16 protein-coding genes are annotated in these 21,561 nt (G+C 65.4%); 10 read left to right on the forward strand and 6 right to left on the reverse strand.

All coding sequences use genetic code 11. The features are described 5' to 3' along the window. Positions 1–101: 101 nt before the first annotated feature. The 7 genes from RND64_RS07050 to RND64_RS07080 all read left to right on the forward strand — a co-directional run bounded on the left by RND64_RS07050 (position 102) and on the right by RND64_RS07080 (position 8,790). Positions 102–902 (forward strand): alpha/beta fold hydrolase, encoded by an 801-nt coding sequence (locus RND64_RS07050; protein WP_049699641.1) that lies wholly within the window; start codon positions 102–104, stop codon positions 900–902. After that, the gene (locus RND64_RS07055; protein WP_049699640.1) at positions 899–2,215 is read left to right on the forward strand and encodes a hypothetical protein; all 1,317 of its coding nucleotides are present in this window, start codon (positions 899–901) and stop codon (positions 2,213–2,215) included. Before RND64_RS07050 ends, RND64_RS07055 begins: the two co-directional genes overlap by 4 nt. After that, the gene (locus tag RND64_RS07060) at positions 2,212–3,420 is read left to right on the forward strand and encodes a GNAT family N-acetyltransferase (protein ID WP_270485875.1); all 1,209 of its coding nucleotides are present in this window, start codon (positions 2,212–2,214) and stop codon (positions 3,418–3,420) included. The genes RND64_RS07055 and RND64_RS07060 overlap by 4 nt, the downstream gene beginning before the upstream one ends. Positions 3,421–3,495: 75 nt before the next feature. After that, on the forward strand, positions 3,496–4,770 hold the full coding sequence (locus RND64_RS07065; protein ID WP_049699638.1) for an acyl-CoA dehydrogenase family protein: 1,275 nt from the start codon (positions 3,496–3,498) through the stop codon (positions 4,768–4,770). A 46-nt stretch (positions 4,771–4,816) separates the two neighbouring features. Beyond that, entirely contained in the window at positions 4,817–5,701 is an 885-nt protein-coding gene (locus tag RND64_RS07070; protein WP_049699637.1) for an LLM class flavin-dependent oxidoreductase, read from the forward strand. Between the two features lie 23 nt (positions 5,702–5,724). After that, positions 5,725–7,011 carry an NtaA/DmoA family FMN-dependent monooxygenase gene (locus RND64_RS07075; RefSeq protein WP_049699636.1) on the forward strand — a complete coding sequence of 429 codons (1,287 nt, stop codon included), beginning with the start codon at positions 5,725–5,727 and terminating at the stop codon, positions 7,009–7,011. A 162-nt stretch (positions 7,012–7,173) separates the two neighbouring features. Then, on the forward strand, positions 7,174–8,790 hold the full coding sequence (locus RND64_RS07080; RefSeq protein ID WP_083444410.1) for an APC family permease: 1,617 nt from the start codon (positions 7,174–7,176) through the stop codon (positions 8,788–8,790). Here RND64_RS07080 and RND64_RS07085 read toward each other — a convergent pair. From RND64_RS07085 to RND64_RS07095, 3 genes are all read right to left on the reverse strand, one after another. Then, positions 8,777–9,472: a PIG-L deacetylase family protein gene (locus RND64_RS07085; RefSeq protein WP_049699635.1), complete on the reverse strand. Its 696-nt coding sequence runs from the start codon at positions 9,470–9,472 to the stop codon at positions 8,777–8,779. The genes RND64_RS07080 and RND64_RS07085 overlap by 14 nt on opposite strands. Before the next feature lie 3 nt (positions 9,473–9,475). Further along, positions 9,476–10,876 (reverse strand): class II fumarate hydratase, encoded by a 1,401-nt coding sequence (locus tag RND64_RS07090; RefSeq protein WP_049699634.1) that lies wholly within the window; start codon positions 10,874–10,876, stop codon positions 9,476–9,478. Positions 10,877–10,963: 87 nt separating this feature from the next. Then, positions 10,964–12,652, reverse strand: a complete 1,689-nt coding sequence (locus RND64_RS07095; RefSeq protein ID WP_049699633.1) for a fumarate hydratase — start codon at positions 12,650–12,652, stop codon at positions 10,964–10,966. A gap of 188 nt (positions 12,653–12,840) precedes the next feature. On the opposite strand from RND64_RS07095, the gene RND64_RS07100 reads away from it, so the two are divergent. The 3 genes from RND64_RS07100 to RND64_RS07110 are packed head-to-tail and all read left to right on the forward strand — an operon-like array spanning position 12,841 to position 18,025. Beyond that, entirely contained in the window at positions 12,841–15,081 is a 2,241-nt protein-coding gene (locus RND64_RS07100) for a glycerol-3-phosphate 1-O-acyltransferase (protein WP_049699632.1), read from the forward strand. Beyond that, positions 15,078–16,592, forward strand: a complete 1,515-nt coding sequence (locus tag RND64_RS07105) for an HAD-IB family hydrolase (RefSeq protein ID WP_049699631.1) — start codon at positions 15,078–15,080, stop codon at positions 16,590–16,592. The genes RND64_RS07100 and RND64_RS07105 overlap by 4 nt, the downstream gene beginning before the upstream one ends. Continuing rightward, the gene (locus tag RND64_RS07110; RefSeq protein ID WP_049699630.1) at positions 16,589–18,025 is read left to right on the forward strand and encodes a wax ester/triacylglycerol synthase domain-containing protein; all 1,437 of its coding nucleotides are present in this window, start codon (positions 16,589–16,591) and stop codon (positions 18,023–18,025) included. The genes RND64_RS07105 and RND64_RS07110 overlap by 4 nt, the downstream gene beginning before the upstream one ends. An 8-nt stretch (positions 18,026–18,033) precedes the next feature. Here the strand turns inward: RND64_RS07110 and glpX are convergent, their stop codons facing one another. The 3 genes from glpX to RND64_RS07125 form a co-directional block, all read right to left on the reverse strand. Continuing rightward, a complete protein-coding gene (glpX, locus tag RND64_RS07115; protein WP_049699629.1) occupies positions 18,034–19,029 on the reverse strand; it encodes a class II fructose-bisphosphatase in 996 nt (331 codons plus the stop codon). A 164-nt stretch (positions 19,030–19,193) separates the two neighbouring features. Further along, positions 19,194–19,988: an amino acid ABC transporter ATP-binding protein gene (locus RND64_RS07120; protein WP_049699628.1), complete on the reverse strand. Its 795-nt coding sequence runs from the start codon at positions 19,986–19,988 to the stop codon at positions 19,194–19,196. Then, positions 19,985–21,520, reverse strand: coding sequence for an ABC transporter permease subunit (locus RND64_RS07125; protein ID WP_083444420.1), 1,536 nt, complete (start codon positions 21,518–21,520; stop codon positions 19,985–19,987). The genes RND64_RS07120 and RND64_RS07125 overlap by 4 nt, the downstream gene beginning before the upstream one ends. Positions 21,521–21,561: the final 41 nt, after the last annotated feature.

Below are 21,561 nucleotides of genomic sequence, written 5' to 3' on the forward strand. Positions count from 1 at the left end.
GCGGGTGTCGGCTCAGAATCCGAATGGTTCAAAGGCTGTCGTGAAATGTGGTGGTGCGCGATGCTTCTCGGGCGCATCACAGCCCACAACAGGAGTGAACCATGCCCTTCTTCGACGGCGCGCAGGGTCGGATCTTCTACCGGCACTGGCCAACCAACACCACGCCGACAGCCGCGCTGATACTTCTGCACGGATTCGGTGAGCACTCGGGGCTCTACCACCGCTACGCAGCGGAGTTGGCAGCGCACGGCGTCGAACTCTGGGCACTCGACCAGCAGGGCCACGGATTGTCCGACGGTGAGCGCGGCGACGTCGGATCGTACGACGCCGTGGTGCACAACGCGCGAGCCCTGACCGACCTTGCCGCAGCACGCTCGCCGGAGCTGCCACTCGCGATCAGTGGACATTCGCTCGGCAGTCTCGGTGCGCTGTTCGCGGCGCTCGATCAGCCGTCGAGGTACTCCAGTGTCGTGATCTCGGGTGCCCCGCTGTCGCCGCTACCGTGGCTGAGTTCGGTGACCGAGGCTGGCGGCAGTTTCGAACTCGACCTCGACGCGCTGTCGGCCGACCCGTTCTATCGCGACGAGTTGGCCAACGATCCGTTGGCGTTCACCGGAGCCGATGTCGTCGAGGTCTTGAAGGCACTCTTCGAACCGGCGTGGGCGCGGCTCGACGAGGAACTGCCGACGTTGTCGACACCCGTTCTGGCAGTGCACGGTTCGGACGACCAGATCGCACCGGTGACCGGCGTGCTCGCCTGGCAGGACCGACTGCCCGGACTTCGCGTCGAGATCATCGACGACGCCGCGCACGACGTGCTCAACGAGACGGCCCACCGCGCGGTGGCCGACCACGTCGGCCGCCACGTCGTCGATCACGCCCTGACCGGAGCGAACGCATGACCTCAACTGCCGCAGCCACTTTCGTGCTCGACGAGCACGAACGGCGCGCGCTTGCCGACCTCACGAGCTTCCCACTGCTCGGGGCTATCACCGGCCGCCGATCACGCCGCTTTCCGGTTGGCGGTGAAATCCCCTCGGGAGAACTGGCTTTCGCCAGCAACAAACCGGTTCAGCCGCTCAGCGACACCGAGCGTGCAATCGTGCTCGCCGCTGTCACCGGAGTGACCGGCTGGAACTTCGGGATCAGCCACCACCCCGGATACGCGCCCGCGCTGCCGAACTACTCGGGCACCGCAACGGGCCGAACCTTCCCGTCCGCGGCCGGGTTTCACACCACAGAGTTCTTCTTCACCGACGACTCGGGTACCTACTTCTTGTCGAGCCGCGACGCACAACCTCAAAGTGAACTGCCAGACGACGGGTCGGCGTCCGACACGGACATCGAGGCCTGGCTCGCGGAGACGGTTGGTCGGTACCGCAAGATCTCCGACGACCGCATCTACCTCCCGCGCGAAGAGCCCTACCTCGAGGGCCACAACACCTGGATCGCCAACCATCCGGGTTCGCTGCTCGTCATACCGATCGCCGACCTGGCGCAGCACTTCATCGCCAACGTGGCATTCTTCCTCCAGAACGGCTATGGCCTGTACGACGACATCAACGGACGTGAGATCCCCGGTGGCACAGACTCTTCGCTGCGCCACGCCGGTGACCCGTTCCCGCTGTCGTTCGTCGAGCAGTACACACTCGCCGAGGCGAGCGCGGAACTGATCACCGCCGCCTACAACGGCCACCTCATTCTGGGCGCGCTGGGACTCGGCGGGTGGACCTTCGACGGGATCGACCGGCTCTCGATCCTCGGGGCGTCGGGCGATCCCGGGGTACCAGGACTCGGCTTGGAGGTGCAAACCGACGACCGTTGGGCCCTACCGAATCCGACAGGACTGCCCGGCGTGTTCGAAACGCTGTCGCGTCCGCACGTCGCAGACGCTGCCGAGGCGGTAGCACGATTTACGGAGCGAAAGTTCGGTCCCGGTGGGCCATTTCATCCGGACACCCCTGGACCGTGGAGTGACAACCCGCGCGTTCGCGGTTCGGCGGCGCGCTACGACGACGACTTCGTTCGACTGCTCACCGAGCAGATCGCGTACGTCGACGACACCTTCGGGAAGATCCCGGGTACCGTGCCGACGGTGCACATCCTCAATTACCTTCAGGCACAACACATCGACACCGACTTCTACGACCACCACTTCGGGCCGGGCGCATATCTGGATACCCACCGTGATCATGACCGGACGTGGCATCGATGAGCGTCGCGATCCGACCGCTGTCCGGCCCCGCCGAGGTCAATGCCGCCTTCCGGGTGTTCCTCCGGTCGATGGTCGGGCTGCGGTTCGGACAACTCGACGCCGCGACCATCACCGAGGAAGGCCGGTATCTGGGCGCATTCGACTGCGAGGTCATCGTCGGGGGCGCGGACTCGTACTCGAGCCAGCTTGTCGTTCCGGGCGGTGCACGCGTTCCCCACGCGGCCGTCACACACGTCGGCGTGCTGCCGACCCACCGTCGCCGGGGAATCGTCACCGGACTCATCGAGCGTCAACTGCATGACATCGCCGACCGGGGAGAGGTGGTGGCGACGCTGCGTGCCTCCGAGGCCGTGATCTACGAACGCTTCGGCTACGGGATCGCGAGTTCGAGTCGGGCCGTGACCATCGACGCGCGCCGAGCGAGGCTGCGCGACACCGTGCCCGACGGTGATACGAACGACGTGCGGCTCGTCGATGACGCGGTCACGACCGAACTCCTGGAAGACATCTACAGACGTGCCGCAACCTGGGTCGGTGCAATCGACCGTCCGGCAGGCTGGTGGCGACTGCAGCAACTACGACGCGACGCCGCACCCGTGCAGCATTACGTCGCCGTGCACAGCTCCGATGGAGTCGACGACGGCTACGTCGTCTACAAGCCGGAGGACCCCGACCATTGGTTCAGCAGTGACGCCAAGACGATCACCGTCGTCGACTTCGTGGCGTCGGGGCCGACCGCGCGGGCAGCGTTGTGGCGCCACCTACTGACACTCGACCTTGTCGACCTGATCGAGTGGCCCGCTGTCGCACTGGATGATTCGCTGCCGCTGGCCGTCACCGACCCGCGAGCGGTCCGGCAGGGCGCGGCGCACGACGAAACATGGCTGCGGTTCGTCGACGTCGAATCGGCGCTTCGCGCAAGGACGTACCGGATCGACGACCCGGTCCGGCTCGAGGTCGTCGACCCGCTCATCGATCGCAACAACGCGGTATTCGAGATCGGGCCCAAGGGGACCGAACGCGTGACGGGCAAGTCCGACGCAACGACCGATGTGGCGACGCTCGCCGCCGCTTATCTCGGCGGCACGCGGTGGAGGTCGCTGGCAGAAGTCGGACGCGTCGACGTGTCTGCCGCGTCGGCTGTCGACCGACTCGACGGTCTGTTCGCCGCGGGTGCGCTGCCCTTCGCGGGCACTGTTTTCTGACGAGACTGTTTTCGGCCTCGCCGCACGCAACCCGTATGTCATGTGTCGGCCCTCGCCGACAGGAAGGATCTCCCGATGACCGAGACCACCACACACCCGGCTTCCGCGCACGAGGTCGAGGGTTGGACCACCTATCTGCGCGAGCCGACCGCCGACTACGATCAGCTCGTCGAGCGTTTCGCGCCGGCATTCGAGCGCATCGCGGCCTCCAACGTCGCGCGCGAACACGACCGCTCGTTCGGCTACGACGAGGTTGCCGAACTGGTCCGAGAAGGACTGGGGCGCATCAGGATTCCCGTGGAGTTCGACGGTCTGGGCGCATCACTGGAACAGACATTTCTGCTGCTGTCGCGACTGGCCGCCGCGGACGCGAACATCGCGCACGTGTTCCGCAACCATCTGGCGTTCGTCGAAGATCGACTCAACGCGCCGCAGTCGGCGGGCAACGATCGGTGGATCGAGCGTTTCCTCGCGGGCGATTTCGTCGGTGGGGGTTGGACCGAGGCCAACAACGGTACGTACGCAACAATCGCGACAACAGTGCGACGTGACGACGAGCGCTACCTCGTCAGCGGAGCCAAGTTCTACGCCACCGGAAGCCTTTTCGCCGATTGGCTCGACGTGATCGGCAAATCCGACGACGGCGGCCTGCTCACCGCGCTCGTGCGCCGTGACGATCCCGGTGTCGAACTCGTCGACGACTGGACGGGATTCGGGCAACAGACAACCGCCAGCGGGAGTGCGCGCTACGTCGACGTGCCCGCCGAGCCCGACAACGTCTTCGACATCACCGAACGCTTTGTCTACCAGGGTCACTTCTACCAGGTGGCGATCCTCGCGGTACTCACCGGAATCATTCACGCATCCCTGCGAGACGGGATCGAGGCGCTCCGAGCGCGCAAGCGCAACTATCCGCAGGGGCTGGATCCGGTGCCCGCCAACGACCCTCAGCTACTGGCAGTGATCGGCGGAGTGTCAGCGCGCGCCTACGCCGCAGACGCCGCGCTGCGTGAGGTGGGTCGGGCGCTCGATCGTATCGCCGAGGCGCACGCATCTGGAGACCTCGACCTCCGCAGGGCTCGCGTCACGGATGCCCAACTCGCCACAGACCAGGCGCAACTCACCATTATCGACGCCGCACTCGCGGCAACCACCGAGATCTTCGACGCGCTCGGCGCATCCGGAGTCTCCACCGACAAGGCACTCGACCGCCACTGGCGCAACGCGCGCACCCTCGCATCGCACAATCCGCGGGTCTACAAGGCGCGCATCGTGGGCAACTGGCTGGTCAACGGTGTCGACCCCGTACCCGACTTCTCGGCATTCGGCCGTGGCGGACAGGGCAACTGAGGAGACGGGCAACTGAAGGGACAAGGCAACTGAGGGGAGAGGGCAGATGAGTGCACCGTACGTCGCGGTCGGATTGACCGGTGAGCAGGTGGGCGCGCTGTTGGCGGATCGTGCGCTCGCCGCGCGCTGGGATTCGCTGCCGTTGGCGTTCACCGTCGTCGGCATCGATCGGGTCAATGGTGCCGACGACGTTGGCGGGGCCGCCGGGCCGGATGGTCGCACGACGCTGGAATCCTCCGTTGCGACAACATTTCTCGCAAGGCAGGCTCCACGGTCCCGGTTCCTGTTCGCGGCGTCGTCGCGTCGCGATCATCCCTACAACCTCGCTCGACGAGTCGCATCCGCCGGGCATCTCTCGCGGGGGAGGACCGGCGTGCTCCTCGGCGTGAGGGACCCGTACGTGCCTGCGGGTGACCCGTGGACCCACGACGCCGTGTCCGTCGACGACATCGCGCACGCGGTACGCGTCCTGGAACAGACCTGGCCGTTCGCGTCGGTCGTCGCCGACCGTGCGTCGGGGATCTTCGTAGAGTCGGACCAGATTCAGTTCGCCGACCTCGAGGACCCCTACCGGATCTCTGGTCCGTTGACGGTGCCGGAGCCCGCGACCGGTCCGTCGGTGATCGCGACGTACCACTCCGGCGTGCGTGAGGCCGGCACCCGCAGCGATGTCGACCTCGTCGTCGGGCCGACCAGCGCTGTCCGTGAGGTTTCGTCGACGGCAGAGTTGCCGACCGACGTCGAGGGAATTCTGTTGCGCGACGACGAGTTGTCGCCCGCAGCGCTGGCCGATGCGGCGGAGAAGCTGCTGGCGATCTCCCGACCGATCGCGCCGGGCCTGTCGCTGCGGACTGCGCTCGGACTACCTGTCGCACCGCGGGATCTGCGTCGGGTGGCATTCGCACGGCCGGAACCGCTCGACGCACCCTGACCTCCACTCCGAGAGGAACTCCCATGACCCGACGCGACGGCCACGTCATACTCGGCATCAACGCACTCGTCCTCGGCTACGTGCCCGCCTCATGGCAGACACCAGGCCTGAGCGCGGAATCGTTTGTCTCGCCCGACTATTGGGAAGAGATCGGTCGGATCGCCGAGAGAGGGACACTCGACGCAGTCTTTCTCGCCGACGCCCCCGCACTCGGTGACCCTGCATACGACGCCAATCCGGCGCATCTGGAGCCGACGGTCAACTGGGCACATGTCGCGGCGGCGACGGAGCGGGTCGGGTTGGTGTCCACGGCGTCGACGACGTTCAACGATCCGGTCGAGCTCGCCGAGCGATTGCTGACGCTCGACTACCTGTCACAGGGTCGGGCGGCCTGGAACATCGTGACCACCCGGGGACCCGCGGCGGCGCGAAACTTCGGGCAACCCGACGTCCCGCCACGCGACGATCGCTACGAGCGCGCAGGCGAGTTCGTCGATGTGGTCCGTGCACTGTGGGGATCCGCGGACACGGGACGCGAGGTTCGGCACAGGGGAGCCCACTTCTCCGTCGAGGGGCGCCTGCGCACGCCGTCGAGTGGCGAGCATCCGGTGTTGTTCCAGGCGGGTGGGTCGGCTGCGGGCCGCGACCTGGCGGGGCGGGTCGCCGAGGGCGTCTTCGCCGCGGAACTGACACGCGACAAAGCGGTCGAACACTATCGTCTGGTGAAGCGAAAAGCGTTGGCATACGGTCGATCACCCGACAACGTCAAGATCCTTCCCGGTCTGCTCGTCTCCCTCGGCAGCACGGAGGAGGAAGCCAGAAGGCGGAACGACGAACTCCACGACCGAAGTCCGGCGTGGTACTCGGTCGGCTGGCTGTCGCACGCGATCGGCGTCGACGCGACGAAACTCGACCTCGACGCTCCGTTCCCCGAGGAGGTGCTCGCAGGACCTGCCGACCTCCAGACCTTCAGTGGCAGCATCGGTTTCCGCGAGTCGATCGTCGCGCAGATCCGACGCACCAATCCCACGGTCCGCGAGTACCTGCGGCAGACCCGCTACACGGGTTCGGGCCACGCCGGATTCGTGGGCACCCCGGAGCAATTGGTCGATCGAATCGACGACTGGTTCTCCGCGGGTGCGATCGATGGCTTCAATCTGCAGCCGGATGCGCTGATCGACGGTCTCGCTGTGATCGCCGACGAGGTGGTACCCCTGCTGCGTCGACGGGGGCTCTACCGCCACGACTACGAGACCGACACTCTGCGTGGACATCTGCGTGCCGCGGCGTCGTCGGCACCGCTCGGATGACAGGGATAGAACCGCGCAGAGAATAAGGGCTGGCAACAGCGTCGTCGGCCAGCATACTTCTCTCGATCAATCCCATTCGCGCACAGCGCAATACATAAGATACCCAGATCCGACGGCCGGGTAGTAACCGTCTTCGGCGATGGGTGTCCGAGAGGAATCGAGATGACCACCGACTCGACGTCGACGCGCCCGCCCGAGGCGGCGCACACACCACCAGCGCCACCGCACGTGCCAGAAGGCGCAGCCGCCGGATCGACGGTCACAGAGCAACCGGGTGGTCTGCGCTCGAACACGCTGGGCTCCTGGGAGGTCTTCGCGCAGGGCCTTGCCGCTGCGGCACCGAGCGTCGCTGTCGCGTCCGTTCCGTTCGCGCTGTACACCGCGGCGGGCAAGGGTGCCGCGTGGGCGGCGATCATCGGGTTGGTGATCGCCGTGCTGCTGGCAACCACCATCAGCTTCCAGGCGCGGCGGACGGTGTCGTCCGGCTCGTTGGGAACCTACACCGGTAACGGGCTCGGACCCGCGTTCGCGTTCGTCGGAGGCTTCAGCCTGCTGATCGGCTACGTCGGATTCTCGGTGACCGGGACACTCGGTGGTGTGCTCTACGTCGACTCCTTCCTTCTCGAACTCGGAATCGGTTCGGAGGCTTCGTGGTTCCGACTCTTGCTGGTCTTCCTGGTCGTCGGGCTCGCGGTGTACCTACCCATTCGCGGTGCGTCGCTCGCCGCGAAGTACGAGTTGGTGTTCGAGGTCATCGCGCTGATCTCCATCGCAGTGATCATCGTGGCCGCCTACGTCTCCTACGGGTGGCACTTCGACACCGAGCAGTGGAGCCTCTCGAACCTCGGCCACAGCTCGACATTCGTGGCGGCAGTGACGGCGGTCGGTGCCTACGCGGGCTTCGAAAGCGTTGCCTCGCTTGGTGCCGAAGCGCGGGACGCGCACCGGTCGATCTCGAAAGCGCTGCTGCGCGTCGTGTTGATCATCGGTGTGCTGTACATCATCGCGACGTATCCGCAGGTGTTGCACTTCGACGGGATCAACGGAGACAAGGCGATTCTGCCGCAGCTCGCCGACTCGTCCGGTGTGGGATGGGTGAAGCCGGTGACGAGCGCTGCCGTCGCTGTCGCCTTCATCGTCTTCGTCACTGCGGTCACGAGTTCGGCTGCGCGGTCGCTGTTCACGTTCGCGCATGAGGGCGCACTGCCGCGCGTGTTCGCCAAGGTCCACTCCAAGTACCACACACCGTGGGTCGGCGTCGCGTTCGTCGGTGCTGCGGCACTTGTCTTTTCGATTGTGGCCACCTTCAGTTCGGCCGGCCGCACCGTCTTCGACGTGTACGGCGCGTACGTCACCAACTGGGGCTTCTTGGTGAGCTATCTGCTCGTGGTGATCGCGACACCGATCTGGCTGTACAAGATCAAGGCGCTCACGCCGTTCCGTGCGATCGTGTCGGGCCTCGCGGTGGTGGCTCTCGGTTACGTGATCGTCAACAACCTGTACCCGGTTCCGGAGTTCCCGTTCAACATCCTGCCGTTCGTATATCTCGCGATACTCGCGGCGGGCGTGGCGTGGTACGTCTACCTCCGGGTGACGCGACCGGAGATCGCGGCGCGCATCGGCACCATTCAGACTCTGTCCGCAGAGGAGCAGGAGCGACTTGCCGACGCCGACATCGCCGAAGAACTGCAGGCGGACGATTTCAAGTCCGACGAACGGCAGGCCGATGAATTTCCGGCCGACGAACCCGAGACCAGCTCGTCCGTCACGCCGAAGTAGCGCGTGGCCGCTTGAGTTCGAAGCACGCCGCGCGACGACCACCGAAGTCGTCGCGCGGCGTTGTCACGGCTTCGATCTGAGCTCGGGCCTGCTCGATGACCGGTGTACCGGGATCGAGCACGCCGAGGTACACCTCGTGTGCCGCAAGGGAACTCACTGCGACGTCGACCTGCTCGGTGACGTCGACGGCATGCGTGGCGTGTGGGCCGTTTTCGAACAGCCACTGCGGAGCGTCGTCGCCGAGTGAATCGTATGCGTCGAGAACCGCCGCGGAGAACTCCATGTGGTCGGACTGGTTGGGAGTTCCGGGCGCCCACTCGGCCCCACCAAACAGCGACAGCACCACCTGCGGGCCGACGCGTCGGATCGTCTCGGCGATCACCGCGCGTAGCTCGGGAGTGTTGCGGATGTTGCTGTCCGGAAAGCCCCAGAACTCCACGTCGTCAACACCGACGATGGCGGCAGACGCGCGTTGTTCGCCCTCGCGGAGAGGACCTGCTTCGGCCGCCGCCATGCCCTCGATGCCGACCTCGCCGCTCGACGCCAGGGCGTACACGACGTGTTTGCCCTCGCCCGTCCACTTCGCGACCGCTGCCGCCATGCCGTACTCCGGATCATCCGGGTGCGCCACGAGCACCAGCGCCGTCTGCCAGTCGGTGGGGAAGGGCGCGAGATCGGCCACGACTCAGCGCTTGTGATCGAGGTTGGCCATCTTCAACACGTCGAGGCGCTTGTCGAGCTCTTCTTCGCTGAGCTTGTCGGGGACGAGACCACGATCGAGAACGGTCTGCCGAATCGTCTTCTTCTCCTTGAGAGCCTGCTTCGCGACGGCCGCGGCCTCCTCATAACCGATGGCCGAGTTGAGCGGCGTGACGATCGACGGTGAGCTCTCGGCGAGAGTCCGCAGACGGTCTTCGTCGGCCTTCAGGCCGGAGATACAGCGATCGGCGAACAATCGCGAGACGTTGGCGAGGAGCTTCAGTGATTCGAGGACGTTGCGCGCCATCATCGGGATGTAGACGTTCAGCTCGAACGCGCCGTTGCCGCCGCCCCAGGTCACCGCGGCGTCGTTGCCGATGACCTGCGCCGCCACCTGCGTAACTGCCTCGGGGAGAACAGGATTGACCTTGCCCGGCATGATCGAACTGCCCGGCTGGAGGTCGGGGAGGTGGATCTCGGCCAGCCCGGTGAGCGGACCGGAACCCATCCACCGGACGTCGTTGGCGATCTTGGTCAACGAGACCGCGATGGTCTTGAGCTGACCGGAGAGCTCGACGAGTCCGTCGCGGGCCGCCTGAGCCTCGAAGTTGTTCTTGGCCAACGTGATCGAGTCGACGTCGGTGAGCCTGACCAGTTCTTCGACAACCTTGGTGCCGAAGTGGTCGGGCGCATTGAGACCCGTTCCGACGGCGGTCCCGCCGATGGGTACCTCGCCGACCCGCGGCAGCGTCGCGACAAGACGCTCGATGCCTGCTTCCACAGCCCTGGTGTAGCCGCTGAACTCCTGGCCGAGCGTGACCGGTACCGCGTCCATCAGGTGGGTACGACCGCTCTTGACCACCTCACGCCATTCCTCTGCCTTGGCGAGCAGTGCCAACCGCAGGTGATCGAGCGCGGGGATCAGGTCGGTGACGACGGCTTCGGTTGCTGCGACGTGTGTCGCGGTGGGGAAGGTGTCGTTCGACGACTGCGACATGTTCACGTCGTCATTCGGGTGAACCTCGACGCCGTTCGCCTTCGCGATCGACGCGATGACCTCGTTGGCGTTCATGTTCGAGCTGGTGCCCGACCCGGTCTGGAACACGTCGATGGGGAACTGGTCGTCGTGCTTGCCGTCGGCGATCTCCTTGGCCGCGGCGATGATGGCGTCGGCCTTGGTCGCGTCGAGCAGCCCGAGGTCTTTGTTGACCTGCGCACATGCGGCCTTGAGTAGTCCCATCGCACGGATCTGCGTGCGCTCGAGCGGGCGGTGGCTGATCGGGAAGTTCTCGACGGCGCGTTGCGTCTGTGCGCGCCAGAGTGCGTCGACGGGGACCTTGACCTCGCCCATGGTGTCGTGCTCGATGCGGTACTGCTGCTCGCTCATCTGATGCGTCCTCCGAGTGTCTGCGGTGGGTTAGGACTACCTCAATCCACGCTACTCGCCGCGACCTGCCGCCAATTCTCGGCCCGGTCAGGACCTGACACGCACCCCCAGCGGGACCGTCACCGTGCCCGACGGATCGGTGAAGAAGTCGTTGCCCTTGTCGTCGACGACGATGAACGCAGGGAAGTTCTCGACCTCGATCTTCCAGACCGCCTCCATGCCGAGCTCCGGGTACTCGATGACCTCCTGGCTCTTGATGCAATCGAGGGCGAGGCGTGCGGCGGGGCCACCGATCGAACCGAGGTAGAAGCCGCCGTGGGCGTCGCACGCCTGGGTGACCTGCTTCGAGCGATTTCCCTTGGCCAACATGACCATTGATCCGCCCGCGGCCTGGAACTGCTCGACGTAGGAGTCCATGCGACCCGCCGTCGTCGGCCCGAACGAGCCCGACGCCATGCCCGCGGGAGTCTTGGCCGGACCCGCGTAGTAGACGGGATGATCGCGCAGATACTGCGGCATCGGCTCGCCGGCGTCGAGGCGTTCCTTGATCTTGGCGTGTGCGATATCGCGAGCCACGACGAGGGGTCCGGTCAGCGACAGTCGGGTCTTGACCGGGTACTTCGACAGTTCGGCGAGGATCTCGGGCATCGGCCGGTTGAGATCGATGTCGACGACCTGGCCGCCCTCGATGTCCTCGGCGACGCCGGCGTCCGGCATGTACTGCGCCGGATCGGTTTCGAGTTGCTCGAGGAAGACGCCCTCGGAGGTGATCTTGCCCAGCGCCTGGCGGTCGGCCGAGCACGAGACGGCGATCGCCACCGGGCACGATGCCCCGTGGCGAGGCAGACGCACGACGCGGACGTCGTGGCAGAAGTACTTACCGCCGAACTGAGCGCCGATTCCGAAGGACTGTGTCAGCTTGAAGACCTCTTCCTCCAACTCGACGTCTCGGAAGCCGTGCGCCGACATCGAGCCCTCTGTCGGCAGCGTGTCGAGATAGTGCGCCGACGCGTATTTCGCTGTCTTCAAAGCGAATTCGGCCGACGTCCCGCCGATGACGACGGCGAGGTGGTACGGCGGACAGGCGGCGGTACCCAATGACCGGATCTTCTCGTCGAGGAAGGTCAGCAGGCGGTCGGGGTTGAGAATCGCCTTGGTCTCCTGGAACAGGAAGGACTTGTTGGCGCTGCCGCCGCCCTTGGCCATGAAGAGGAACTTGTACTCAGGTCCCTTCGGCCCCTGCTGCGTGGAGTAGATCTCCACCTGCGCAGGCAGATTGGTGCCCGTGTTCTTCTCGTCGTACGTCGTCAACGGTGCGAGCTGTGAGTAGCGCAGGTTGAGTTTGGTGTACGCGTCGAAGACACCGCGCGAGATCCACTCGCCGTCGTCGACGCCGGTCAGCACCCCCTCGGACTTCTTGCCCATGACGATCGCGGTGCCGGTGTCCTGACACATCGGCAGTACACCGCCTGCGGAGATGTTGACGTTCTTGAGCAGGTCGAGCGCGACGAAACGGTCGTTGCCCGACGCCTCGGGGTCGTCGATGATCTTGCGCAACTGCCGCAGGTGTGCGGGGCGCAGGTAGTGGCTGATGTCGTGCATCGCCTCTGACGTCAGGCGCTCGAGAGCTTCCGGCGCGACCTTGAGGAAGGTCTGGCCGTCGACTTCGACCGTCGAGACCCCCTCTGTGGTGATCAGGCGATAGGGCGTGTCATCGGCGCCGGAGGGTAGCAATTCGGCATAGCGAAACTCCGGAGCAAGGGCTGGTTTGCTCACGCGAGAATCCTATCGCGGCCGGTCAGTGACCCTCCGGTGTCCCGGTACCTGATGTGGGCCACGCCACGGGGATTCGTCACGCTACTAGTCCGATGTGCGTGACGAACGGAAGGGGTATTACTGTGTGGTGGATCACAGTTCACTGAACTGTGTCCGATTCACTGATGTCAACACGGGAGGGGAACCCATTGGCTGCAATCGTGCTCGCCGAGGTTCGGACGAACTGTGAACGCGAGGCAGTCGCCGAATGGGCGGCGAGCAAGCATCCCGACGCCCCGGTGCGCACACTCGACGAAGTCGATCCCGAAGCCCTCGACCCGGCCACGACGCTGATTCCCGCCCGCGTCGTCTGGCTTCCGCCGATGCGCAAGGGCGAGCGCCGCGTGTCGATGGCCGACGTTCTGGTGTTGTCCAACCCGCGTCGACCCCCTGCGTTTCGGCAGGGGGCGATCAAGAAGCGTGCGCCCGATCGCGTTCGTGTGGTCGCCGGGGAACCGGCGACCGTGGAGGAATTGCGTCGCAGGCATGAGCAGTCGTCAGCCGAGGGAGAGGATTTCGGCCAGTTCGTCGAAGTGGCGGCGGCCCTGTCGGCGGAGCGCGCCGAACGGCAACTGATCGGTGACCGCTACAAGGTGCCGAAACTCGTCGCGCAGCAGATCGGTTCGTCGGCTCGCTTTCAGGCAAATGCCGCCAAGCTCGCCGCCGATCTCGGACGTCCGGCAGCGGCGATCATTCAGGATGCGATCGACAAGATGTCGACGTTCGTGGCCACACAGAGCCCGCTGATGGACGACGTGTTCTCGACGACCTTCGGCAAGCTGTACGAACGTACCTGGACGGTCTCTGTCGACCTCGACACGTTGAGTGAACTGCGCAGTCTCAACAAGACGCACGGCTTGGTGTTCTTGCCGTCGCACCGGTCGTACGTCGACACATTGGTTCTCTCGGATGCGCTACGGCGCCACGACTTTCCGCCCAATCTGGTACTCGGCGGCAACAACCTCGCGCTCTGGCCGCTCGCGGCGATCGCCCGACGCGCCGGAGTGATCTTCATTCGCCGCAAGTTCGGCGACGATCCGATCTACAAGTTCGCGATGCGCGCGTACCTGTCGTTCATCGTCGAGAAGCGTTTCAACCTCGAGTGGTACATCGAGGGTGGCCGCAGTCGCACGGGCAAGCTACGCCCGCCGATGATGGGGCTGCTCGCCTACGTCGTCGACGCCGTCGAGCAACTCGACACCGCGGACATGATGGTCGTGCCCACGTCCATCGTCTACGACCAGCTTCACGAGATCGCGGCTATCGCGCGCGAATCCGCCGGTGGCGCAAAGAAACCCGAAGATGTGACGTGGCTGCTGAAGTACGCCAAGGCTCAGCGGTCCTACCTCGGTGAGGCGCGAGTGCGGTTCGGCGAACCGTTCTCGCTGCGGGAGTCGATCCTGGAGTTGAGCGAGGACGATCCCGCACGCCTGGAGAAGATCGCATTCAAGGTGATGGACGAGATCAACGCGGCGACACCGATCTCGGCGACGTCGCTCGCAGGCTTCGCACTGCTCGGGGCGGGCGACCGGGCGTATACCGCCAAGGAGATCGAGGACATCCTGCGACCGCTGCTCGCCTATATCGAGCGGCGCGAGCTACCGGGGCCTGATCCGGCGATGTGCCGGGGACTCGGTCTGAAATCGACGTTGAAGGAACTGACCGACGCGGGCGTGCTGACCCATTTCGCGGGCGGCGTCGACGATGTGTGGTCGATCGCCGGGGAGAACCACGCGGTGGCTGCGTACTACCGCAATGGAGCGATCCATCATTTCGTCGACCGCGCGATCGTCGAGGTCGCGTTGTTCGCTGCGGACCGTCGCACCATCGACGACGATCGCGAAACACGTCTGGCAGCAGCACAAGCCGAGGCGCTGCGGATTCGGGATCTGCTGAAATTCGAGTTCTTCTTCCCGACCAAGCAGGAGTTTCTGCACCGTCTCGGCGCCGAGATGGATCTCATCGCGCCCGAGTGGCGGACCGTCAGGCCGACGCCCGCATGGTTGCACGACACCTTCGTCGCGATGTCGGGCGAGTTGTTTGCCCGCAGAACCCTTCAGCCGTTCTTCGACGCACAGTTGGTCATGTCCCGGCGGCTGGTGGAACTCGGCGAGGAGTCCCGCGAGAAGCAGGAGATCATCGCCGATTGCCTCGGGTTGGGTAAGCAGCTTGCGCTGCAGGGCGTCGTGAAGAGCAGGGATTCGGTGTCGACCGAGCTCTACACCGCCGCGTACAAGCTGGCCGACAATCGTGGATTGATCGATCCCCACGACGGACGCGATCTGGTTGCGGCACGGCAGGAGTGGCTCGATGAGGTCAAAGACATGCGGGATCGTCTAGCCAGAATTGCCGAGATCGAGGCGAAGCAGACGGGAGTGACGGCGGTATGAGCGCACTGGGCGACCGCCTGGCCGAGATCCGCTCTGCACCTCGCGGCAAGCACATCGGTGCGTTCTTCGACTACGACGGGACTCTGATCGAAGGATTCTCTGCGACAGCGCTTTTCGGAGCCCGGATTCGAAGTATGGAGTTCGGAATCGGAGAGGTCGCCGACTTCGCACTCATCGGCCTGCGCGGAGTGGAATCCGAACAGGACTACGCCGAGGTGCTCCAGGCGACCAAACCGACGTTCGCCGGGAAGACGTACGCGGAACTGTTGGACCTGGGGGACAGGCTTTTTCGGCAGGAGACGGCCGCCAAACTACGTCCTCAGATGTGGCAGATCCTCAACGCGCACCGCGAGATGGGGCACCGTATCGTGATCGCGTCGTCGGCAACGCGATTCCAGATCGAGCCCATCGCACGCGAGATCGAGGCCGATCACGCCTTGGCCACCGACGTCGAGGTGGTCGACGGCATCGTCACCGGGGAGGTGCTCGGCCGTCCGCTCTGGGGGCCGGGCAAAGCGGCGGCGGTGCGCTCACTGGCGCGCGAACACGACATGGATCTCGACGCGTCGTTCGCCTACAGCGACGGCAACGAGGACATCCCGTATCTCGAAAGCGTCGGACATCCCGCGGCGGTCTCGCCTCGGAGGACGCTGCGGGCCGAGGCGGAGTCCAGAGGGTGGCTGATCCTCGAACTACGCAATCCATCACACAATCGCTTCGGGATGGCTCTGCGTACCGGTGCGATGTACGGGTCGTTTCTCGCCGGTGCCGCCGCCGGAATCGCAGGCGGTGTCGTGGCGCGCAGTCGATTCGAGAGCGCCGTCCAGACGGGCATCGCCACCGGAAACGACGTCGGGCTGGCGTTGGCCGGTGTGCATGTCGACGTGCTCGACGGCAACGAGTACCTGACGTCGGACCGCCCGTGCGTGTTCGCGTTCAACCATCAGTCCAAACTCGATCTCCCCGTCATGATCCACCTGATACAGCGCGACGCGACGGGTGTGGCGAAGAAGGAGATCCAGCGGCTTCCGGTGTTCGGTCAGATTCTCGACGCGGCCGGGCTGGTGTTCATCGATCGGGCCGACGCCGGGAAGGCCATCAATCAGCTCGAGCCTGCGGTCCGCAAACTGCGCGACGAGGGTGCGTCGTTGGTCGTGGCGCCGGAAGGCACGCGGTCGCCGACGCCTCGGATCGGACGGTTCAAGAAGGGGCCCTTCCACATCGCCATGCAGGCAGGGGTGCCCGTCGTTCCGGTCGTGCTGCGCAACGTCGGCGAATTGATGTGGCGCGGTTCGCAACTCGTGGCACCGGGCACGATCGAGGTGCGCGTGTTGCCGCCCGTCGACACATCGGAGTGGCAGGCGGAGACGATCGACGACCACACCGAGGAGGTGCGCCAGATGTTCATCACCGCGCTGGCGGAGTGGCCGGAGCCGAACGGAACTGCAGAACACGATGATTCGCAACAGGACGAGAGCCGCAGTGACGACGCAGGGGAGGCTGTCGAATGAGTGAGGATCAACCCCTCGAGTGGGGCACCGAGCAGCACATGAGTCCGGTCGACGCGCTGATGTGGCGCGGCGACACCGACCGTCGACTGCGCGGGACGATCTCGATGATCGAGATCTACGATTGCGAACCCGACTGGGACAGACTGATCGCGGCACACGACTGGGGTAGCCGCATGGCGCCCAGATTCCGTTCGCGCGTGGTGGATTCGCCGCTGCACACCGGCACCCCGAGTTGGGCCGTCGACCCGGAGTTCGATCTGCACTATCACGTTCGACGCATCAGGCTGCCCGGCGACGGCTCGATGGGCGAACTGCTGTCGACGTGTGAGCAACTGGCGATGACCGCGCTCGACCCGGCGCGACCGCCGTGGGAGGGCTACCTGATCACCGGTCTCGCCGACGGCAAGACCGCCTACTTCCTCAAGGCACATCACGCGCTGACCGATGGGCTCGGCGCGATTCTCGCTCTCGCTCAACTGCATTCGCCGTCGCGCGAGCCGATCCCGAACAAGCCTCAACCGCCCGCGCCGCCGCCGACCGAACTGTCGGCGCTCGAGGTACTCGCTCGACAGGTGGGGGAGGAGATTCGACGTACCCCGTACCGGGCGGGTGTGGTGTTGCGCGGGGCGTTGGCGCTGACCGATCCCAAGCATGCGTTGAGCAAGGTGCTGCGATACGGGCGCTCGGTGCCGCGCGTTGCCGGCCTCGTCAGTCCGCCCGGTTCGCCACTGCTCGCGGAGCGCAGTCTCTCGTGGCGCTTTCTCGCGTTCGAGGTGCCGTTCGTCGAGTTGAAAGCCGTGGCGAAGTCGATGAAGGCGTCGATCAACGACGTTTACCTCGGCGGGCTGATCGGTGGCTTCCGCATTTATCACGAGAAGATGGGCGAGCAGGTCGACGCGATTCCCGTCGCGATCCCGATCTCGGTGCGTCGACCAGAGGATCCCGAGGGCGGTAACCGTATCGCGGTCGGCAGGCTCGCCGGCCCGATGGGCATCGACGACCCGTTCGAGCGGGTGTTGACGATCCGCGAACAGGTGCGTGCCGCACGCACTGAGCCCGCCGTCGACATCTTCAACACACTCGGATCGGTGCTGGCGTGGATGCCCGGTGAGCTGCTCGGTCAGTTCAGTGGCGCGACGAGCATGAACGATCTGCAGGCCAGCAACGTACCGGGTATCCCGTGGGAGACGTTCGTCGCGGGAGCAAAGGTCGAGCGGTTGTTCCCGTTCGGTCCGCTCCCGGGATGCGCGGTGATGGCGACGATGATCACGCACAATGCCACGGCATGCCTCGGGATGAACTGCGACGCCGCGTCGATCTCGGATCCGGAGCTGTTCGCCGAGTGCATAGTCGCCGGGTTCGACGAGGTGCTCGCCGTCGCCGAACCGACCGGTGATGTCACCGACCGGGTCGGGATGCGGCGCGTCGTATAAGGGTTTCGCTAGATGTCGAGGCGGGCGTATTCGCGCAGCTTGGTGGTGCGGTGCACCGCCTCGATACGGCGGATGGTTCCCGACTTCGAGCGCATGACCAGCGAACGAGTGGTCGCACCGCCTCGGCGGTAGGTGACGCCGCGAAGCATGTCGCCATTGGTGACGCCGGTCGCCGCGAAGAAGCAGTTCTCGCCGCGGACCAGGTCGTCGGTGCCCAGCACACGGTCGAGGTCGTGTCCGGCGTCGATCGCCTTCTGGCGCTCTTCGTCGTTGCGCGGCCACAGCTTGCCCTGGATCTCGCCGCCCATGCACTTCATCGCGACTGCGGTGATGATGCCCTCCGGCGTACCGCCGACACCCATGAGCATGTCCACCGTCGAGTAGTCACCGGCAGCGGCGATCGCGCCCGCGACGTCGCCGTCGGAGATCAGGCGGATCTTGGCGCCTGCCCTGCGGATCTCGCCGATGAGGTCGGCGTGGCGCGGACGGTCGAGGACGACGACGGTCAGATCGCCGACGTCGATGCCCTTGGCCTTGGCGACCGAGTTGACGTTCCATTCGACCGACTCGTCGATGTTGATGGCGCCCTTGGCTTCCGGGCCGACGGCGATCTTGTCCATGTAGAAGACGGCAGACGGGTCGTACATGGTGCCGCGCTCGCTGACCGCGATGACGGCGATCGAGTTGGGGCGACCCTCGGCCATCAGTGTGGTGCCGTCGATGGGGTCGACCGCGACGTCGCAGTCAGGGCCGAATCCGTTGCCGACCTCTTCGCCGTTGAACAGCATCGGGGCCTCGTCTTTTTCGCCCTCACCGATCACCACGACGCCGCGCATGGAGACTGTCGAGAGAAGCTCGCGCATCGCGTCGACGGCTGCGCCGTCGCCCTTCTTCTTCTCGCCGCGTCCCACCCAGCGCCCTGCGGCGAGTGCCGCGGCCTCGGTGACCCGCACCAGCTCCATGGCAAGGTTGCGGTCGGGTGCCTGGTGGTTCTCGGCTGTCATGTCTGATCGACTCCTTGGCGTTGGCAGTGACGCGGCCGCAGTGGCGTACGCGGCAGTGGGCGAACGACGCCCGTCAATCATCCTTTCATGGCGAGTGCGAGTTCACTCACCCGCCTCGGGCGTGATCTGAGGCGTCGATGCAGCGCACGCGGGTCGTGGAGGGCTCAGAGGGGGTCGAGGATGCGACGGAGGAACTGACGCGTGCGTTCCTGCGCGGGATGTGCGATCACCTCGTCGGGACCTCCGCGCTCGACGATCACACCACCGTCGACGAACAGCACCTGGTCGGCGACCTCCTGCGCGAATCGGATCTCGTGGGTCACGACGACCATGGTCCAACTCTCCTCGGCGAGCCCCTTGAGTACTTTCAGCACGTCGCCGACGAGTTCGGGATCGAGCGCCGACGTCGGTTCGTCGAACAACAGGACCTGCGGGTGTAGCGCGACGGCGCGGACGATCCCGACTCGCTGCTGCTGGCCACCCGACAACTGGTGGGGGTACTGGTCGCGCTTCTCGGCGAGCCCGACGCTCGAGAGCAGTCGATCTGCCTCGGCGATGGCGTCGGCCTTGGTGCGGCGCTGCACAGTGACGGGCCCTTCGATGACGTTCTCGAGGACGGTTTTGTGGGGAAAGAGGTTGTAGTTCTGGAACACCATCGCGCTCTGCGCGCGGTACTTGGTGACGTCGGACTTCGAGTACGTGCCGCCGAAGTCGATCGTCTGCTCGCCGACGCGGATGACGCCGGCGTCGGGGATGTCGAGGGCGTTGAGGGATCGCAGGATGGTCGTCTTGCCCGAGCCGGACGGACCGAGGATGACGGTCACCGTGCCGCGGTCGACGGTGAAGTCGATCCCGCGCAGAACGTGGTTGTCGCCGAAGGACTTCTGCAGTCCCGCGACGTCGACGACACTCTCCGGCTGATTGACTCTCTCCGGCTGATCACTGATGGGTTCACTCATGGCGTCACGAACCTTCCCAAGCGGGACTCGAGCCTGTTCTGCAGGGCTGACAGGACCATGCACACGATCCAGTAGTAGATGGCTGCGGTGGTGTAGAGCGCGAAGAACTCGAACGTCGGCGCCGCGGCGAGTTGGGCGACGCGCAGCAGCTCTGTCACCAGGATCGTCGACGCGAGGGAGGTGTCTTTGACCAGCGAGATCAGCGTGTTGGACAGACCCGGCACCGCATTGCGCGCCGCCTGCGGCAGGATGATCCGACGCATCGTCGTGCGGTAGTTCATGCCGATCGTCTGGGCGGCTTCTGTCTGCCCCTTCGGAACCGAGAGGATCGCGCTGCGGATGATCTCGGCGGCGTATCCGCCGACGTTCAGCGAGAACGCGACGACGGCGGCGGGGAACGGTGGCACCTTGATGCCCAGTTCGGGTAGCGCGTAGAAGATGATGAACAACTGCACCAACAGTGGGGTGCCGCGGACGATCGAGATGTAGACGCGCGCCAGCCAGTTGATCACTCGTGTCTGTGAGAGCCGTGCCAGTGCGACGACCAGGGCGATCACCAGCCCGATCACGAAGCTGATCGCGGCGAGCGGAATGGTGACGGTGATCGTGGCCTTGGCCATCGGCCACAGATTGTCGCCGATGATCTTCCACGTGCTGCGCGGTACGGCCTGCTGCTGTTGCGCGGCAGCGCTTCCGCTGGCGTCTGCCTTGAGGTACTTCTGCGAGATGGTCGACAGGGTTCCGTCGGCGCTCAGCTCGTCGAGTGCCTTGTTGATGTCGCCGGTGATTCCGCTGTTCTTCCTGGCGGCGAAGGCCTGCTCGCTGGTGTCTCCGGTCTTGGCGGCGATCTTGACGCTCTTGTCGCCGGTCTCGGCGAAGTAGGCGTAGACCGCGACGCTGTCGTTCACGGTTGCCTGGACGCGACCCTGGTTGAGCAGCTTGATCGCCTGGGTGAAGCCCTCGACGGATTCGACGTTCGCGCCTGCGTCGCGGGCCACCTGTGCCCAGTTGCTCGTGGCCGACTGTGCGGTGGTCTTGCCCTTGAGGTCGTCGAGCGAGCGGATGGAGTTGTCGTCGGTGCGGGTGACGATCACCCCCTCGCTGACGGCGTATGGCTTGGAGAGGTCGTATTTGGCCTTGCGTTCCGGCGTGATCGACACCTGGTTTGCGACGACGTCGAATCGGCCCGACTCGAGTCCCGCGAAAATGGAATCCCAAGGGGTGGTGACGAATTCGGCTCGTACGCCCATCTTCTTGGCGACCGCATTCGCGACGTCGACATCGTAGCCCGCGAGCTCACCCGTCGTGGGATCGCGGTAGCTGAACGGCGCGTAGGTGCCCTCGGTGCCGACGCGCAGCACGCCGGACGAACGGATCTCGTCCATGCCGTTGCGTTGATCCTCGGAACCGGCGCACGCAGCGAGTGTCGCCGCGGCGATGAGTGCGGACAACACGACGACGGCGATGCGTCCCCTGCCGCCGAGTCGGACGACGGACCCGACACGGGACACGACGAGCTGTAGCGCGCGCATACGGCACCGTACCGCGTGGCGGTGACAGTCGATTGTGGCGG

Source organism: Gordonia sp. w5E2 (assembly GCF_036540975.1).
GTDB classification, from domain to species: domain Bacteria; phylum Actinomycetota; class Actinomycetes; order Mycobacteriales; family Mycobacteriaceae; genus Gordonia; species Gordonia jacobaea.

Excerpts from the sequence above, each read along its gene's own strand:
- RND64_RS07050 (WP_049699641.1), top strand. The coding sequence starts at position 102 with ATGCCCTTCTTCGACGGCGCGCAGGGTCGGATCTTCTACCGGCACTGG.
- RND64_RS07055 (WP_049699640.1), top strand. The coding sequence starts at position 899 with ATGACCTCAACTGCCGCAGCCACTTTCGTGCTCGACGAGCACGAACGG.
- RND64_RS07060 (WP_270485875.1), top strand. The coding sequence starts at position 2,212 with ATGAGCGTCGCGATCCGACCGCTGTCCGGCCCCGCCGAGGTCAATGCC.
- RND64_RS07065 (WP_049699638.1), top strand. The coding sequence starts at position 3,496 with ATGACCGAGACCACCACACACCCGGCTTCCGCGCACGAGGTCGAGGGT.
- RND64_RS07070 (WP_049699637.1), top strand. The coding sequence starts at position 4,817 with ATGAGTGCACCGTACGTCGCGGTCGGATTGACCGGTGAGCAGGTGGGC.
- RND64_RS07075 (WP_049699636.1), top strand. The coding sequence starts at position 5,725 with ATGACCCGACGCGACGGCCACGTCATACTCGGCATCAACGCACTCGTC.
- RND64_RS07080 (WP_083444410.1), top strand. The coding sequence starts at position 7,174 with ATGACCACCGACTCGACGTCGACGCGCCCGCCCGAGGCGGCGCACACA.
- RND64_RS07090 (WP_049699634.1), bottom strand. The coding sequence starts at position 10,876 with ATGAGCGAGCAGCAGTACCGCATCGAGCACGACACCATGGGCGAGGTC.
- RND64_RS07105 (WP_049699631.1), top strand. The coding sequence starts at position 15,078 with ATGAGCGCACTGGGCGACCGCCTGGCCGAGATCCGCTCTGCACCTCGC.
- RND64_RS07110 (WP_049699630.1), top strand. The coding sequence starts at position 16,589 with ATGAGTGAGGATCAACCCCTCGAGTGGGGCACCGAGCAGCACATGAGT.
- glpX (WP_049699629.1), bottom strand. The coding sequence starts at position 19,029 with ATGACAGCCGAGAACCACCAGGCACCCGACCGCAACCTTGCCATGGAG.
- RND64_RS07120 (WP_049699628.1), bottom strand. The coding sequence starts at position 19,988 with ATGAGTGAACCCATCAGTGATCAGCCGGAGAGAGTCAATCAGCCGGAG.
- RND64_RS07125 (WP_083444420.1), bottom strand. The coding sequence starts at position 21,520 with ATGCGCGCGCTACAGCTCGTCGTGTCCCGTGTCGGGTCCGTCGTCCGA.